Here is a 15,697-nt window from a genome sequence, read left to right on the forward strand (position 1 = left end):
TGTTGTCGATAAAGAGAAAGAAAAGCTATGCCGCGGACAGAAACCTTCGGAGTCGGCTGCTTGCGGAATTGGCGAACAGGTCCGCCGGTTTTCCTTGCTCTTCGATTCGTCCTTCATGCAGAAAAATGATCTCGCTGGAAACATTGCGGGCGAAGTTCATCTCATGCGTCACCACGATCATCGTCCGTCCTTCCGCCGCGAGTTTCTGCATGACCTTCAACACTTCGGACACGAGTTCGGGATCGAGAGCGGAAGTCGGCTCGTCGAAAAGCAGAACGTCGGGATCCATCGTCAGTGCGCGGGCGATTGCGACGCGCTGTTGCTGGCCACCCGAGAGATGCGCGGGGTAACGGCCGGCGATATCGACGCCCAAACCGACCTTGTCGAGATTGGCCCGGCCATATTCTTCGGCTTCGCGCCGACCGAGTCCGAGTACGTGAACCGGCGCATGAATCACGTTTTCGAGCACCGTCATATGCGGCCATAAGTTGAAGTGCTGAAACACCATCGCGAGCTTGGACCGTATGCGCCGCAACTGATGTTTGTCGACCGGCCTGAGCGTGCCCGTTCTGTCCTGCTTCATGCGGATTTCCGTCTGATTGACGAAGATGCGGCCCGCCGACGGATGTTCGAGCAAGTTCATGCAGCGCAAGAGCGTGCTTTTGCCCGAGCCCGACGAGCCGAGAACGCTGATGACGTCGCCGGCGCGCGCGCTGAGCGACACGCCTTTCAGCACTTCGTGCGTGCCGAAGCTTTTGTGAAGATCGGCGACCACGACTTTTTCAGGTGAACGCGACGAATCGATGCAGACATCGTTAGTCATTTTTGCGGTGTCAGGTAAGCGAGCCAACGGTTTTCCGCCTGGCGAAAGAGCCAGACCAGCGAAAAGGTGATCGCGGAATAGAGCAGAAACGCAATGCCGAATGCGGCGAACGATTGATAGGTCGCGGAATTCACGTCGCGCGCCACTTTCAGCAGATCCGGCACGGTTGCGGCGAATGCAACGGAAGTCGAATGGAAGACCAGAATGACTTCATTGCTATAACTCGGTAACGAGCGCCGCAGCGCGGAGGGGAGAATGACGTGCAGATAAAGCTGCAACGTCGACATTCCCGCAGCCACGCCGGCTTCGATCTCGCCCGCAGGCGTGGCCTTGATCGCGCCGGCGAAAATCTCGGTCGTGTAGGCGCATGTATTCAATGCGAAAACGAGTAGCGAACAATGCATTCCGTCCCGAAAGAACGCGTTCGTGAGCTCGTGATTTCGAATCACGTCGAGGCTGAACACGCCCGTATAGCAAAGCAGTAACTGAACGAATAGCGGTGTGCCGCGAAACAGATAGGTGTAAAGCCAGACCGCGCGCGACACGAAACGGTTCGCGGAACTGCGCGCGATGGCCATCGGCACCGCCAGTGCGGATCCGAGCACGACGGAGAACAGCAGCAGCCAGATCGTGACGATCAATCCGGTGAACTGATAGCCGTCGGTATAAAGATAGTGCCGCCAGTATTCGCGGAAGATGTCGATCATACGTTCACCTTGCGCACGCCGACGTCATATCGATTTTCGAGGTGACGTAATACGAGATTGGATGCTGTCGTGATCAGCAAATAAACGAATGCGGCCACGCCGATAAAAAAGAAGTAGTGCGTGGTGGTCTTGCCTGCGTCTTGCGCGGCTTTGACGACATCCGAGAGTCCGATGATGGATACGAGCGCCGTCGATTTGACGATGACTTGCCAGTTGTTTCCGAGCGCCGGCAGCGCATAGCGCATCATTTGCGGAAACAGGATATGCGCAAGGACATGACCGAACGACATGCCGAGCGAAGTGCCCGATTCGAGTTGCCCGCGCGGAATCGCCAGAAAAGCGCCACGGAGCGTCTCGGTAAAGTACGCGCCGTGGATCAGACCCAGCACGATCACACCGGCCGCGAAAGGCTTGATATCGATCTGCGTCCAATGCAAACGCTCGGTGATGCCGTTTAGCAGAATCTGGATGCTGTAGTAGAGCAGCAGCATCAGCACGAGATCCGGTGCGCCGCGCACGATCGTCGTGTAGAGACGGGCCAGTTTTGCGATCCATCGGCTGCCGAACAGCTTCGCGCAGGCGCCGAGCAAGCCGATCGCGAAGGCCAGAGCCAGCGAACAGACCGCCAGTTGCACGGTCTGCAGCGCGCCTTCGAGAACGAGCGCGCCATATCCGTGTAGAAGAGAACTCATGGACGATGTCCCTTGTGTGTCCGATGTGGCACATTTGAGCGCATGCCAAATTCGATGTCAATAAAGTTCCGATAAGTGGAACTACTTAGAACCGTAAAACGGCATTTTTCAGATGCGTGAGTTTAGAATCTTGTTGCGCAGCCGGAACCTCGCGCGTCATCGTAGAAAGGAGACGAAAGGTGCTACTCAAGCGGACGCCGTTACTCGCAGCGACCATCGGTACGCAGCGCGATCTCGTAAGCCTGACGTTCGGGCCGCCGGACGCGGACATGAAGGTTTATCTGCAGGCATCGCTTCATGCCGACGAAACGCCCGCGATGCTCACGGCGCACGTCCTGCGCGACGAACTCCAGGCGCTCGAAGCCGCGGGCAAGCTCGACGCGACCGTCACGCTCGTCCCGATAGCGAATCCGATCGGCCTGAGTCAGCATGTCTTCGGCCAGTTCTTCGGCTGCTTCGAGCTGAATAGCGCCGCGAACTTCAATCGCGGCGTCGCGCGCCCCTCGGACATCTGCGCGCATCTGGAAGGCCGTCTCGGCAGCGACGAAGACGCGAACAGGCGCGCGATAAAGAACGCAATGCGCGCATCGCTCGATGCTTGCGCGCCGACGACGGAATTCGACGCGCTGCGTTCGACCCTGCTGAAGCTGTCTTGCGATGCCGACATCGTTCTCGACATTCATTGCTCGCTGGAAGCGGTCGTCCACGTCTATGCCGACACCGCCGCGTGGCCGCGCGTCGAACCGCTCGCGCGCCATCTGCAATCGCGGGCGCAGATGCTGTTCGACGGCGCGGATCTCGGGCTTTTCATCGACTGGACGCGCCTGGCGTGGGCCGACGTCGAAGCGCGCTTCGGCGACCGGTATCCGGTTGGCGAGGGCGCTGTCGCCGCCATCGTCGAGTGCGCCGGCGAGCGCGACGTCACGTATGAATCGGCGCGGCGTCATGCGCGAGCGATCGTTGCCTATCTCGTCGATCGGGGCGCTATCCGCGATACGCCGTCGCCATGCCCCGCCTTGATTCATCCGGCGACGCGACAAGCGGCGAGCGAGCATTTCTACGCCGCGACCAGCGGCATCGTGGTGTACGCGGCGAACATCGGCGACGTGGTGGAGGTCGGGGAGGCGATCTGCGACATCGTCGACCCGATCACCGGCGCAACGACGACGCTCAGAAGCCGCACGAAAGGCGTGTTCTACATGCGCCGCGCGATCCGCTTCGTCACCGCCGGCGCGGAGATCGGTCGCGTGACGGGCGGTTGATCAGGAGCGCTTGCGGCGCGTCGCCTTGCTATCGGTATCGGCATTGTCTTCGGCGGTCGTTCCGCCGTCGATCACGCCGAGAATCTTTGTGATTCGCAGCGCCGCTGCCTGCAAGGTCGGCACCAGCAAGGTAATGTCTTCCAGCGACTTGCGCGCTTTGGGCGCCGAGATGCTCAAGCACGCGATCAGGCGGCCGTGCGGCCCCGAGATCGGCACGGCGGCGCCGACCACGCCGATCGCGAACTCGGAATCGTTGGTCGCATAGCCATTCTTTCGCGCGAGGTCGATTTCGAGCCTGAGCCGTTCCGGATCGACGATGGTGTAGGGCGTGATCGGTTCCCACGGTCCGCTCAGCAGATAAGCGTCGAGCTGCTTCTTCTCCATGTTCGCTAGAAACACGCGCCCGCTGGACGTGCAGTGCACGGGCGCGCGATGCCCTTTCTGAAAATTGAGCGTCAACGGCGAATTGCCGATCGCGCTGTCGATATACACGACCTCGGAGCCGCGCATGACGCCGAGGCTCACCGTTTCATCCGTGCGTCGCGACAGTTCCATCAGCAGCGCGTGGATCGGCCCATGCGAGGTGGACGCCGCGAGGATGTTCGTCGCGAGTTCCAGCAGGCGCGGGCCGACCTGATACCGGCCGCGTTCCATGCCGTGTTCGAGAAAGCCGAACTCTTCGAGATTGCTGACGAGGCGATGCGCAGTGGTCTTCGGAATGCCGAGCGCGGTGATGATGTCGGCGGTCGTCACGCGACCGGTTTGCGCAGCCATTTCGATGATGTGAAACGCGCGCTCGGTGGGAGAGACCTCCGGCTCGGACGTCTCGACGATGGCTTGTTCTTCCTTGCGCATGTGTGCTGGGTTTTCTGGTTTTATGGGCCTGTGCCGCGCATCCTTCGCGGATCAGGCGAAAAGCGGTTCCCTAGGATACTCGATTCGAATTGCGGGCCCGGAGGGTGACAGGAAGGTTCGCGATGGTGGGAGACGTGCGGCCAGTTTAGCATCTCCGTCTAACGATTCCATAAATAGGAACTCGGTAGTTCCACTTATTGGAATGTATTTGACATCGCTTCTCGGCGATCGTCTAATGCCTCGACGGATTCGTGCCGTGCCGTGTATGCCCTCGCAAAGAAAACCTGAAATGAGACATCGCTCATGATCCCGACTGCAAAGCTCGCCGCTGTCCGCGAGCAGTTCCCCGTCACCACAAGGCAGCTTTATCTCGACTCCGCCCACCAGACGCCGCTTGCGCTAAGCGTGCGCGAAGCACTCGAAGCCTTCTTGTCGGAAGGCTTCGAGATGGCCGGTCCGAAGCCGGTCTGGTTGCGACGTGTCGAGGAAACACGCGAGAGCGTCGCGACGTTCTTCAACGCGGCGCCGACCGAAATCGCATTCACCAAGAACACGTCGGAAGGACTCAATATCGCGGCGAACGCGGTCCCGCTCCGGGCCGGCGACAACGTCGTGCTGATAGAAGGCGATCATCCCAACAACGCCTATGCGTGGTTGAACCTCAAGCGCAATGGCATCGAAGTGCGGTTCGCGCCGTTGCCGGACGACGAGATTGCCACCGCCAAGACGTTCGAGCCGTATATCGATGCGCGTACGAAAGTCGTTTCGCTTTCGCATGTGACGTTCCATGCGGGCCAGGTCCATGACCTGATGAGCATCGGACGGCTGTGCAAGGCGCGCGGCATTTACCTGATCGTCGATGCGATGCAGTCCGTCGGCGTCATTCCGCTCGACGTCAAGGCGCTGAACATTTCGGTGCTGGCAGCCGGCACGCACAAGGGCTTGCTCGTGCCGCAAGGACTCGGCGTGCTTTATATCGCCGACGGTCTCGACGAATTGCAGCCGGCTTACCTTGCGATGTCCAGCATGGCGAATCCGCCAGCCGACTATGTCGCCCGTCCCGACGACATGGCTTTACGCAAGGACGCGCGGCGCTTCGAATTCGGCAACGTCAATCTCCCGGACCTGCACGCACTTCACGCGGCGATCGGCCTCATTCAGAGCGTAGGCGTCGCGGCGATCCAGAAGCATGTGCTGGCGCTCGGCGATCTGCTGCTCGAACGCCTCGATGCGCTGGGTGTGAGCGTCGTCGGTCCGCGAGCGCGTGGCAAGCGCAATCACATATACGTGCTGAAACTGCCGGTCGACAAGTGGACCGACTACTTCGCTCGAAACAACGTGCGCGTCTCGCCGGAGCGTGGCGGCATCCGCGTGTCGCTCGCGATGTTCAACACCGTAGGCGACATCGAACGGCTGATAGAAATGCTTCGAATCGGCCTTACGACAGGCACGCTGGCCGCGACGGAGCAGATCGACTGAAACGACGCGAGCCCATCGCCCCACGCCTCACGCCGCGACCTCGCCGCGCGCGCAATATTCCGCGAGCGCCTTTCTGTCGATTTTGCCGTTCACCGTCAGCGGGAACGCATCGATGATGACGATCCGTTGCGGCATCGCATAGACCGGCAGACGCTGCCGGCACGCCCGCAAAACATGCGTGGTCTCGACTTCCGGATTCGTCACGAACGCGACGAGGCCGGTTGCTCGTCCGACTTCGTCGAGCGGCCACGGGACAACCGCGCACGACGCGGCGTGGCTGGCCGCTTGCACGACATGTTCGACTTCTTCCAGCTCGAGCCGGTGGCCGCGGATTTTCACCTGTGTATCGAGACGGCCCTGAAACACGATCCCGTATGGCGTCGTTTCGCGCGCGGCGTCGGAGGATCGATACCAGCGATGCGCGGTCTTGCCCGGATAGTTCATCGCGATGAACCGGCTATTGCCGGGTTCGTCGGACGACAGATAGCCTTCGGCAAGCTGCGGTCCCGCGATCAACAATTCGCCCGTCTGGCCCGGGGCGACCGGTTCGAGCTCGGCATCCACGATCATGAGTTCCACGCCGGGCAGGCCCTGGCCCAACGGTATGACCGTGTGCTGCGGATCGTCCAGGAATTCGGGCGTGACTTCGAAGCACGTACAGGCGACGGTCGCTTCCGTGGGCCCGTACATGTGCAGCAGCCGGCTGTTCGGCGCGGCGCGCATCCACGCCTGCGCGAGCGAGCGAGGCAACGGCTCGCCGCCGAACATCGACACGCGAATGCTCGGAAATGCGCCCGCCGGCAGCTTGCGCATTTGCTGCATGATGCCGGCGACCGATGGCACGCTGCACCAATGCGTGATCCGGTGCGTCTGGACGAAGCTCGCGTTACCGACGGGATCGACGTTTTCGGGCACATATAGGCAGCCGCCGTTCGCCCAGCAGACGAACATGTCATGCACGGACGGATCGAAGCTCAGCTCGCATAGCTGCATGTAACGCGCATCGCGCACCTTGTCGACCAGTTGCAACTGGCCGTTCACGTACGCATCGGCGTTCGCATGCGTGATCGGCACGCCCTTCGGCGATCCCGTCGAACCGGACGTGAAAAGTATGTAGGCGATGTCGTGCGCGGCGCCTCGTCTCTGCATGAGCGAGAAAGCAGGGGATGGAAGTTGCGATTCTTCCGCGTCTGCGTCGAGCAGGACAATCTGCGGAGGTTCGTCGAGCAGGGACAGCACTTCATCGAGCGACTCGGCGCAACGCCGATCGACGAGCATCAACGGCGCGCCGGATTGCCGGATGATCGCCGCGATCCGCGCTGCCGGCATCTTCGGGTTGAGTGGCACATAGGCCATGCCGGCATCGAGAATGCCCAGGATGCCGACATACGCGCCGACGCTGCGATATGCAAACAGCAGGCATCGGCTCGTGCAAGCGCTTCCTGCGAACGCCGCCAGTCCCGCCGACAAGCGACGGACCCGGGTTTCAATCTCGCGGTAGCTGTAAAGACGCTCATCGACCCATAACGCAGGGCTGTCCGGCTGGTTCGCAGCAGAATCGAAGAAGTGAGAATGCAGCATCCGACGGTCCCCCTGGCACACGAGTGTTGATGTTTTTTTCGAGTCCGCGACTGCTCGATCCGGTCGATGCGATCGATCGCAATTCGACGGATTCAGATTTCGCACACTCCTCGGTTCAGCCTTCGCTTATTCGCCACTGCCGCGAAGTGAGTGCATTGTTATCTTTCTGTAAGGTTGCGTATGTGCGCCGTCGAACCCATTTTTGTCTGAAGTAACGAATGAAAAGCCTGCGCGGCCGGCGTCACTCCTGCTCGCGAATTTCGGCGGGGCCTTTGCCGGTCCAGCGCTTCAGCGCCCGGCGGAAATTGGCGGTGTCGGTGAAGCCGACCAGCATGGCGACATCGTCCGTGCTCAGTTTCGTCGTCTTCAGATACTCGGTCGCGAGCGAGCACCGCACATCGTCGACGATGGCGACGAACGACGTGCCTTCCGACTCGAGCCGTCGACGCAGCGTGCGGCTCGTCATCTTCAACGCGCTAGCGACGGTCTCCATGCCGGGAAACTCGCCCGGCTTGCGCATGAGAACCTGATAGACCTCGCCGGAAACACCGGTCGATGTCTTCGCCTGTCCGATGAGCCTGTCGCACGTCTCCTGCAGAAGCGCGGCGGAGTGCCTGTCCGCGAGATGAGGCTTGAGTTCGAGTATCGCGCCGTCGTAGATGAGCTGACATTCGTCGGCGTCGAACTCGCATGGGCAGCCGAGATACTCCGGATAGATGGAGGCGTGCGGCGGCGCGGGATACGAGAAGCGCGCGAGCATCGGCGGACAGCTTCTGCCCGCGACATCCTGCAAGTGCGTCACATGCTGCGTGTACTGCTGTTCGAGCAGGAACTGCTGCACGTCATGCGGGAGGGGCGACGTGAACGCGTCGGGAAACGTCCATACCGACGTGTCCGGATGTTCGTGCCATTCGATGGTGATGGTCGGCGTCGCGAGCCGATGGTATTTGACGCCGAGCCTAAAGTAATCGCGCAGCGACAGGCACGACATCAGCGCGTAGCCGTACATGCCATACGCGGCCAGATGCAGCCGCGCGCCCGTCTTGAACGGCGTTCGCGGATCGGCGGAAAGCGCGACGGCGTTGCTGCATACAGCGGCGTACTGCCGGACGGACGTCATCACCGAGGCATCGTAGATCTCCTCGGGCGCAACGCCGCTTCCTTTCAGGCTGTCCGCCGGCGCAATGCCTTGCTCAGCGAGCACGTCCACCAGCGCGGCGATCTTGTAGGGCGCATAGATGCGCTCGTTCAACAGTGGCAGTCTCGACGACACAGCGCCTCCTCGTGTGTCCTGCGGGGACACCACCTTGTCCGAATATGACCTTTCGCAGCGCATCGTATCCCACTACTATCACCGTAACAAGACGAGTCCGCATCGCGAATGCGCGACTCGCGAATCCATCGGAGACAGCCATGCAACGCCAACTTCACGTCAGTTCGTCGCCGCCGGCTTAAGCCGGCGCACGGTCGTTTCCCGTTCCGCCCTACGTTTTCCAACGGCGTCCTCCCGCGCTTGCCTCGTTCAGGCGCGCCGGGGCATTGCCGAAGCTCGCCCATCGAGCGCGTTTTCGAAGGAGATTCAATGAGCAATCCGAGCAGCAAAGTCATCATCACCTGCGCCGTGACCGGTTCGGCGCATGTGCCGTCGATGTCGGAATATCTGCCTATCACGCCCGATGACATCAAGCATCAGGCGCTCGAAGCCGCCGAGGCCGGGGCCGCGATTCTTCATCTGCATGCGCGCAATCCGGAAGACGGCCGCCCGACGCCATCGCCCGAAATATTCCGGCGATTCGTGCCCGCGATCGCCGCGCAAACCGACGCCGTCATCAACATTTCGACGGGCGGCAGCACGCGCATGACGCTCGACGAGCGCCTCGCTTACGCACGCGTGGCGAAGCCGGAAATGTGCTCGCTGAACATGGGCTCGATGAATTTTTCGCTTCATCCCGTCGCGGCGAGGATGTCTTCGTGGCGCTTCGACTGGGAGAAGGATTATGTCGAAGGCATGGAGGACATGATCTTCCGCAACACGTTCCGCGACATCAAAAACATCCTCACCGAATTCCGCGACTATGGAACGCGCTTCGAATTCGAGTGCTATGACGTGGGGCATCTGTACAGCCTCGCGCATTTCATCGATATCGGGCTGATCAAGCCGCCATTCTTCATCCAATCCGTGTTCGGCATTCTCGGCGGAATCGGCCACGATCCCGAGAATCTTTCGATGATGCGCGCGACCGCCGACCGTCTTTTCGGACGCGAGAACTACCATCTTTCGATTCTCGGCGCCGGGCGTCATCAGATGTCACTGGTGACGATGGGCGCGATCATGGGCGGCAACGTGCGAGTCGGCCTCGAAGACAGCGTCTACCTGTCGCGAGGCGTGAAGGCGAAATCGAATGCCGAACAGGTCCGCAAGATTCGCCGCATTCTCGAAGAGTTGTCTTTCGACATCGCGACACCCGCCGATGCGCGAGCCATGCTCGGGCTCAAAGGGCGCGACAACGTTTCGCTCTGACTCGAAGAAGTCAAATCTGGAGACATCATGACTGCCGCTACTGTTGACCACAGCCTCGGAGAAACGCATTGGCTTGCGACTCGCAAGGCCATGGCAAGACTGCTTCCGCTGATGTGCGGAATCTACTTCCTGTCGTTCATCGATCGCACGAACGTGGCGCTCGCCAAGAGCGCCCTGGCTGCCGACCTCGGCATCAGCGCCGCGGCGTATGGACTCGGCGCCGGCATCTTCTTCATCGGCTATGCGCTGCTCGAAGTGCCGAGCAATCTGATCGCGCATCGCGTCGGGCCGCGCGCGTGGATCGCGCGAATCGCGGTGACGTGGGGCGCGCTTTCGACCGCGATGATGTTCGTTCAGGGCGAGTGGTCCTTCTACATATTGCGCGTGTTGCTGGGCGTCGCCGAAGCGGGATTGTTTCCCGCGCTGATGTACATGGTGACGCTCTGGTTCGCGCCCAAAGACCGCGCCGTTGCCGTCGGATGGATCTACACCGCGCCGTCGATCGCGCTCATCATCGGCAATCCGCTGGGCGCGGGTCTGATGCAGCTCGGCGGCATCGGCGGTCTTCACGGCTGGCAGTGGATGTTCCTGCTCGAAGGCTTGCCGACCATCGTGTTGGGCATCGTGCTGTTCTTCAAGCTTCCGAATCGTCCGTCCGAAGTGAAGTGGCTGTCCGCGCAGGAAGCGCAGGCGCTCGAAACGCACGCGGTCATCGACACGCACGGACACGCGGACCTCACCACGGCAGACTGGCTCGCCGCGCTCAAGCGCCCGACGACCGTGCTGATCGCGCTCATCTACTTCCTGAATCAGGTGGCGTTCGTCGGCCTGTATTTCTTCACGCCGTCGATCGTCGCGCAGATGCATGTGAGCTCGCCGATTCTCGTCGGCGTTCTGTCGAGCAGTGTCGGCATCGGCTTTCTGCTCGGCGTGCTGACCCTTCCGCGCATTCATCGCCGTGTGAGCAACGAATGCGGCTTTCTCGGCGTGCTGACCGCGGGCGTCGTCGTCAGTGCGTGTGCGTTCCTCGCCAGCCGGAATCAGGCAGTGCAGATTACGCTGCTAGGCATCACGGGCTTCTTTGCAGGCGGCATTCTGCCGTCGTACTGGGCCGTCGCGATGAAGCGGCTGCAAGGCGTGCAAGCGGCGGCCGGCCTCGCGTTCATCAACACGATCGGCTTGCTGGGCGGCTTCGTCGGACCTTATCTTTTCGGGCTCGCCGAAACGATGACCGGCAGAAGCGATGCGGGCTTCAACGTCGTCGTGGCTGCCTCGGTGCTGGGCTTGCTGCTGGTGCCGCTGCTCGCGAAATCGATTCACGCCGCGCAGCGTCCCGTCGCCGATGCTTCTCTCGCTCGCTGATGAACCGAACGAATGTCGATATCGAACATGAATACTTTTGAGCTTCTCAAACCGGTCCCGGGCTTGCGCGTACTCATCTCGGGCGCGGCTGCCGGCATCGGCGCTGCAATCGCGGACGCATTCGTGCAAGCCGACGCGCAAGTCTATATCTGCGACGTGAACCAGCAGGCGGTCGATGGCGCCAAAGCGCGCAATCCGAAGCTGCATGCCGGTGTCGCCGATGTCGGCGCGCGCGAGCAAGTCGATAGCGTCATCGACGACGCGCGCTCGCGGCTCGGCGGGCTCGACCTGCTCATCAACAATGCGGGCATCGCAGGTCCGACTGCCGGGATCGAAGCCATCGATCCGGACGATTGGGAGCGAACCATCGCGACGAATCTCAACAGCCAATACTATTTTCTGCGCCGCGCGGTGCCGCTGCTCAAGGAGACGTCGGATCGCCCCGGCATCATCGCGATGTCGTCCGTCGCTGGCCGGCTGGGTTATGCGTACCGTACGCCGTATGCATCGACGAAATGGGCGATCGTCGGTCTCGTCAAGTCGTTGGCCGTCGAACTCGGGCCGAGCAATATCCGCGTCAACGCGATCCTGCCGGGCGTCGTCGAGGGCGAGCGCATGGACAAGGTGATCGCCGCGCGCGCCGAATCGGCGGGCGTCGGCTTCGATGAAATGAAAGCGCAGTACCTGAAGAAGATTTCGCTGCGCCGCATGGTCACGGTCGACGATATCGCAGCGATGACGCTGTTCCTGGCATCGCCGGCGGCGCGCAACATCTCGGGACAAGCCATCAGCGTCGACGGCAACGTCGAATATCTCTGACCATCCGAAAAGCGCAACCGAAGCGGGCGCCGGGCACGGCGGCGCCCGCCGTCACACTCACGCGTGCGCGCGTGCCAGCCATTCATCCAGACCGATGCCGCCGCGACGCGCTTCGCCGGTCGGCACGAGCGAGTCTTCGCTGATCGTGCCGCCGAAGTACGTCGCGTCCGGATCGACGACGATCTCGCGCACATCGCCCTTCGCCTTCAGATACCGGCCGATGATCCGATTGAGCGGCGCACGCTCCGGCCCCGCGATATCGACGATGCCGAGCAGCGGCGCGCCGAGCGCGACATCCGCGACGATCGCGGCGACATCGTCCGCGGCGATCGGCTGAAACTGTCCCGGCGACAGATGCACCTTGCCGTCCTGCATGCCGGCATCGGCGATGCCGCCGAGAAACTCGTAGAACTGCGTCGCGCGAACGATCGAATACGGCACGCCCGCTTCGGCGATCAGCTTCTCCTGCGCGGCCTTCGCGCGGAAATAGCCGTTGTCCGGCATGCGGTCCGTTCCGACGACCGACAACGCCACATGATGCTGCACGCCCGCCGCGGCCTCGGCCTTGCCGAGATTCGTCGCCGATGCGCGGAAGAAGGCCATGACGTCGTCCGGCGCCCACGAAGGCGCGTTCGTCAGATCGATCACCACTTGCGCATCGCGAAGCGCTTCATGCAATCCTTCGCCCGTTACGGCATTCACACCGCTGCGCGGCGAAGCGGCGACGGCCTCGTGACCCTTCGAACGCAGGATCGCGACCGTTTTCGCGCCGATCAAACCCGAACCTCCCATGACGACGATCTTCATGATGCACCTCGTGCTTAAAGTGAAAAGACAGTGAACGTGAAGTCATTGTGTGAGAATCATGGCTTAGCGAAAAGGGACAAGAATCGTCGATCGAACTAGTCCATGAGACATGTCATGCCATCAGCCGACCATGCGTTGAAGATAGCAATCGACCGGCATGAGGCCGCGCCGATTTACCTGCAGATTTGCGAGCGCTTCAAGACGGCCATTGCGGCGGGTCATCTGAAACCCGGCGACCGCGTGCCCGCGTTGCGCGGCCTCGCGACGCAACTGAACATTGCGCGCGGCACCGTCGAAACAGCCTATACCATTCTCGTCGACGAAGGCTATCTGCAGATGCGCGGCGCCGCGGGCACGTTCGTGTCGTCGTCGCTGCCCGAAGCCGCGACGCCGTCGGGCGCGCGCAAGGACCGCGAGCGCGGGAACGCGCCGCGCACGGCACGCGCAACGCGCGCCGAACCGGCCGCCGAGATCGGCCACGATGCGAAGCCGCTGCGTCCGGGTCTGCCCGCGCTCGATGCCTTTCCGCGCAAGGTATGGAGCCGTCTCGTCGCGCATCGCGCGCGCAGCGGCGATCTCGCCACGCTTGCCTATCCCGATCCCGCCGGATATCGGCCGTTGCGCGAACGCATCGCGACATATCTCGGCCTGTCGCGCGGCGTGGCGTGCGATCCGCAGCAGGTTTTCGTGACGAACGGTTATCGCGCGACGCTCGAACTCGTGCTGCGCGGTCTCGCGAAACCGGAGGATCGCGCGTGGTTCGAAGAGCCCGGCTATCTGCTCGCGCGTAACTTTCTTCTCGATGCCGGCATGCGGCTCGTGCCCGTGCCGACGGATGACGAAGGGCTCGACGTCGATGCCGGCATCGCGCTCGCGGCCGATGCGCGTTTCGCGTTCGTCACGCCAGCGCATCAGAGTCCGCTCGGCGTCACACTGTCGCTCGCGCGGCGCATGAAGCTGCTCGACTGGGCGAGCCGCGCGCAGGGCTGGATCGTCGAGGACGATTACGACAGCGAGTTCCGCTACGCGGGCCGCCCGTTGCCGGCGCTGAAGAGCCTGGATCGCGACGATCGCGTGATCTATTGCGGCACCTTCAGCAAGGTGCTTTTTCCGGGCCTGCGGCTCTCGTATGTGGTCGCGCCCGGCCGGGCCGTGGAGCGCTTCGGCCAGGTCACGGCGAGCATGAACGCGGGCTCGCCGTATCTTTATCAGGCGGCCGTGGCGGACTTCATCGCGCAGGGGCATTTCGCACGGCATCTGAAGCGCATGCGCGCGCTGTATGCGCAACGGCGCGAGTGGCTTGCGACGGCGATACAGAAGGCGTTCGGAGATCGCGTGAGCATCGGGTTGCCGACGGGCGGCATGCATCTCGTCGCGATCTTCCGTGCGGATCGCGACGGTCCCGTCGACGATCTGGCGATGGCCGCCCGCGCGCGGGAGGCGGGTCTCGCGGTGCTCGCGCTGTCCGCGTGGTATCTCAACGGGCGAAGCAAGGAAACGTTGCGCGGGATCGTCGTCGGCTTCGCGAATGTCGCCGATGCCGGCGAAGCGGCGCGTCTCGCGCGCATGCTTCGCCGGGCGTATGACGGTTAGGGCGTGACGGTGTCGCCGTCGGATGCGAAGAGCGCGTGCCTCGCGATGTGCTCGCGCGCGAGATCGAGCGCCTGTGCGACGGCTTCGCTGCCGCGCACGAGGCCTTGGAGCGTCACGAAGCGCAGGTCCTGCAAGCCGATCGAACCGAGCGCGTAACGCAGGTACGGCGTAAGGAAGTCTCGCTGACGCGCAAGCTCACCGCCATGAAATCCGCCGGAACCGACGATCACGAACGTGGGCCGGTCGCGCATCAGACCGACCTTGCCTTCGGGCGTCGAAACGAACGTGCGGTGAATGCGCAGCACGTAGTCGATCCATAGCTTCAGCGCGGCGGGCACGGTGAAGTTGTGCATGGGCGTGTTGATGATGAGCGTGTCGGTGGTTTCGATTTCGCGGATCAATTGTTCGGAGATGTCGAACTGCGCTTCGTCCGGATGGCGCGACGTGATGGCGCGCGCGTAGTCCTGCGTGAGCGGAGGCAGCGGCGTTGCGGCGAGATCGCGTTTCACGGTATCCACGCGCGCACGCTTGCGCAACGTATCGATCATTTCGAGCGCGAGCCGGTAGCCGTGACTCGCGTCGCCGTGCGGGCTCGCGTTGATGAAGAGCACTTTCATCGCGCGCGCTCCTCGCCGGGCACAGCTAGCGTCTGCACAAAATGCATGCCCTTGGCGAGCAGGGCGTTGCGGTAATAAAAGCGCTGTGCGAGCGCCATATGCAGGCCGGTGTCGAGCACGAAGTGGGCGCAGTGTTCGTCCCGTGCGATCCCGCGGACGGTGTCCAGCAAACGGGCACCGATGCCGCTGCCTTGCAGACGCGCCGTGACGACGAGATCGTCGACATAGACGAAGCGTCCGTACAGCGTGTTCGTCTGCGTTCGATACCCGGCGAGGCCGAGAATCGCGCCTTCGTCGTCACAGGCGGCCAGCAGCCGATAGCTTTCCTCGCGTTGACGGCGCAGTTGTGCGCAAAACGTATCGGGGTCCGTAAGGTGCGGCCGGAGTTCCTTCATTACGTCGAAGGCGCGCGTCCAGTCTTCGGGGGTATCGAGGTGTCGAAAAACGATCGATGTGTCCATGCGTGTTCTCCACAATGCATGACACATACATTACCGATGCGATGGCGCAGTCTGAAGGGCCAAGAAACGCGCTTCGGGGTAGGCCATGACGGCGTGCTCGATCGCGCGGGCGATGCTG

Annotated in this window: 15 protein-coding genes; 6 read left to right on the plus strand and 9 right to left on the minus strand. The window is 62.2% G+C overall.

Annotated elements, in window-relative coordinates:
- Nucleotides 1-25 precede the first annotated feature (25 nt).
- From BG60_RS01825 to BG60_RS01835, 3 genes are read right to left on the minus strand one after another with little or no spacing between them, the layout of a single operon-like run.
- Complete coding sequence (locus tag BG60_RS01825; protein WP_008346522.1) at nucleotides 26-823, minus strand: ABC transporter ATP-binding protein; 798 nt, start codon at nucleotides 821-823, stop codon at nucleotides 26-28.
- Nucleotides 820-1,530 carry an ABC transporter permease gene (locus tag BG60_RS01830; protein ID WP_008346524.1) on the minus strand — a complete coding sequence of 237 codons (711 nt, stop codon included), beginning with the start codon at nucleotides 1,528-1,530 and terminating at the stop codon, nucleotides 820-822. Before BG60_RS01830 ends, BG60_RS01825 begins: the two co-directional genes overlap by 4 nt.
- Nucleotides 1,527-2,222, minus strand: a complete 696-nt coding sequence (locus BG60_RS01835) for an ABC transporter permease (RefSeq protein ID WP_008346526.1) — start codon at nucleotides 2,220-2,222, stop codon at nucleotides 1,527-1,529. The genes BG60_RS01830 and BG60_RS01835 overlap by 4 nt, the downstream gene beginning before the upstream one ends.
- Before the next feature lie 179 nt (nucleotides 2,223-2,401).
- On the opposite strand from BG60_RS01835, the gene BG60_RS01840 reads away from it, so the two are divergent.
- Nucleotides 2,402-3,484 carry a M14 family metallopeptidase gene (locus tag BG60_RS01840; RefSeq protein ID WP_008346529.1) on the plus strand — a complete coding sequence of 361 codons (1,083 nt, stop codon included), beginning with the start codon at nucleotides 2,402-2,404 and terminating at the stop codon, nucleotides 3,482-3,484.
- Here the strand turns inward: BG60_RS01840 and BG60_RS01845 are convergent, their stop codons facing one another.
- Complete coding sequence (locus BG60_RS01845; protein WP_008346531.1) at nucleotides 3,485-4,339, minus strand: IclR family transcriptional regulator; 855 nt, start codon at nucleotides 4,337-4,339, stop codon at nucleotides 3,485-3,487.
- Nucleotides 4,340-4,642: 303 nt separating this feature from the next.
- On the opposite strand from BG60_RS01845, the gene BG60_RS01850 reads away from it, so the two are divergent.
- On the plus strand, nucleotides 4,643-5,818 hold the full coding sequence (locus tag BG60_RS01850; protein ID WP_034470165.1) for an aminotransferase class V-fold PLP-dependent enzyme: 1,176 nt from the start codon (nucleotides 4,643-4,645) through the stop codon (nucleotides 5,816-5,818).
- A 27-nt stretch (nucleotides 5,819-5,845) separates the two neighbouring features.
- Here BG60_RS01850 and BG60_RS01855 read toward each other — a convergent pair whose 3' ends face one another.
- Together BG60_RS01855 and BG60_RS01860 are read right to left on the minus strand one after the other, a co-directional pair.
- Nucleotides 5,846-7,399 (minus strand): amino acid adenylation domain-containing protein, encoded by a 1,554-nt coding sequence (locus tag BG60_RS01855; RefSeq protein WP_008346536.1) that lies wholly within the window; start codon nucleotides 7,397-7,399, stop codon nucleotides 5,846-5,848.
- 241 nt (nucleotides 7,400-7,640) lie between these two features.
- Complete coding sequence (locus tag BG60_RS01860) at nucleotides 7,641-8,672, minus strand: AraC family transcriptional regulator (protein ID WP_008346537.1); 1,032 nt, start codon at nucleotides 8,670-8,672, stop codon at nucleotides 7,641-7,643.
- Between the two features lie 309 nt (nucleotides 8,673-8,981).
- On the opposite strand from BG60_RS01860, the gene kce reads away from it, so the two are divergent.
- The 3 genes from kce to BG60_RS01875 are packed head-to-tail and all read left to right on the plus strand — an operon-like array spanning nucleotide 8,982 to nucleotide 12,101.
- Complete coding sequence (kce, locus tag BG60_RS01865) at nucleotides 8,982-9,920, plus strand: 3,5-dioxohexanoate:acetyl-CoA acetone transferase (RefSeq protein ID WP_008346539.1); 939 nt, start codon at nucleotides 8,982-8,984, stop codon at nucleotides 9,918-9,920.
- A gap of 27 nt (nucleotides 9,921-9,947) precedes the next feature.
- Nucleotides 9,948-11,282: an MFS transporter gene (locus BG60_RS01870; RefSeq protein WP_034470168.1), complete on the plus strand. Its 1,335-nt coding sequence runs from the start codon at nucleotides 9,948-9,950 to the stop codon at nucleotides 11,280-11,282.
- 27 nt (nucleotides 11,283-11,309) lie between these two features.
- On the plus strand, nucleotides 11,310-12,101 hold the full coding sequence (locus tag BG60_RS01875; protein WP_008346542.1) for an SDR family oxidoreductase: 792 nt from the start codon (nucleotides 11,310-11,312) through the stop codon (nucleotides 12,099-12,101).
- A 57-nt stretch (nucleotides 12,102-12,158) separates the two neighbouring features.
- Here BG60_RS01875 and BG60_RS01880 read toward each other — a convergent pair whose 3' ends face one another.
- Nucleotides 12,159-12,908, minus strand: a complete 750-nt coding sequence (locus BG60_RS01880; protein WP_008346543.1) for an SDR family oxidoreductase — start codon at nucleotides 12,906-12,908, stop codon at nucleotides 12,159-12,161.
- A gap of 114 nt (nucleotides 12,909-13,022) precedes the next feature.
- On the opposite strand from BG60_RS01880, the gene pdxR reads away from it, so the two are divergent.
- Nucleotides 13,023-14,501: a MocR-like pyridoxine biosynthesis transcription factor PdxR gene (gene pdxR, locus BG60_RS01885; protein WP_008346545.1), complete on the plus strand. Its 1,479-nt coding sequence runs from the start codon at nucleotides 13,023-13,025 to the stop codon at nucleotides 14,499-14,501.
- On the opposite strand, the gene BG60_RS01890 is transcribed toward pdxR, so the two are convergent.
- Complete coding sequence (locus tag BG60_RS01890; RefSeq protein ID WP_008346547.1) at nucleotides 14,498-15,118, minus strand: FMN-dependent NADH-azoreductase; 621 nt, start codon at nucleotides 15,116-15,118, stop codon at nucleotides 14,498-14,500. The genes pdxR and BG60_RS01890 overlap by 4 nt on opposite strands.
- On the minus strand, nucleotides 15,115-15,579 hold the full coding sequence (locus tag BG60_RS01895) for a GNAT family N-acetyltransferase (RefSeq protein WP_008346549.1): 465 nt from the start codon (nucleotides 15,577-15,579) through the stop codon (nucleotides 15,115-15,117). Before BG60_RS01895 ends, BG60_RS01890 begins: the two co-directional genes overlap by 4 nt.
- Nucleotides 15,580-15,697: the final 118 nt, after the last annotated feature.

Source organism: Caballeronia zhejiangensis, from assembly GCF_000698575.1.
Lineage (GTDB): Bacteria > Pseudomonadota > Gammaproteobacteria > Burkholderiales > Burkholderiaceae > Caballeronia > Caballeronia zhejiangensis.

Excerpts from the sequence above, each read along its gene's own strand:
- BG60_RS01880 (WP_008346543.1), bottom strand. The coding sequence starts at position 12,908 with ATGAAGATCGTCGTCATGGGAGGTTCGGGTTTGATCGGCGCGAAAACG.
- BG60_RS01875 (WP_008346542.1), top strand. The coding sequence starts at position 11,310 with ATGAATACTTTTGAGCTTCTCAAACCGGTCCCGGGCTTGCGCGTACTC.
- kce (WP_008346539.1), top strand. The coding sequence starts at position 8,982 with ATGAGCAATCCGAGCAGCAAAGTCATCATCACCTGCGCCGTGACCGGT.
- BG60_RS01825 (WP_008346522.1), bottom strand. The coding sequence starts at position 823 with ATGACTAACGATGTCTGCATCGATTCGTCGCGTTCACCTGAAAAAGTC.
- BG60_RS01895 (WP_008346549.1), bottom strand. The coding sequence starts at position 15,579 with ATGGACACATCGATCGTTTTTCGACACCTCGATACCCCCGAAGACTGG.
- BG60_RS01830 (WP_008346524.1), bottom strand. The coding sequence starts at position 1,530 with ATGATCGACATCTTCCGCGAATACTGGCGGCACTATCTTTATACCGAC.
- BG60_RS01845 (WP_008346531.1), bottom strand. The coding sequence starts at position 4,339 with ATGCGCAAGGAAGAACAAGCCATCGTCGAGACGTCCGAGCCGGAGGTC.
- BG60_RS01890 (WP_008346547.1), bottom strand. The coding sequence starts at position 15,118 with ATGAAAGTGCTCTTCATCAACGCGAGCCCGCACGGCGACGCGAGTCAC.
- pdxR (WP_008346545.1), top strand. The coding sequence starts at position 13,023 with ATGCCATCAGCCGACCATGCGTTGAAGATAGCAATCGACCGGCATGAG.
- BG60_RS01855 (WP_008346536.1), bottom strand. The coding sequence starts at position 7,399 with ATGCTGCATTCTCACTTCTTCGATTCTGCTGCGAACCAGCCGGACAGC.
- BG60_RS01835 (WP_008346526.1), bottom strand. The coding sequence starts at position 2,222 with ATGAGTTCTCTTCTACACGGATATGGCGCGCTCGTTCTCGAAGGCGCG.
- BG60_RS01850 (WP_034470165.1), top strand. The coding sequence starts at position 4,643 with ATGATCCCGACTGCAAAGCTCGCCGCTGTCCGCGAGCAGTTCCCCGTC.
- BG60_RS01870 (WP_034470168.1), top strand. The coding sequence starts at position 9,948 with ATGACTGCCGCTACTGTTGACCACAGCCTCGGAGAAACGCATTGGCTT.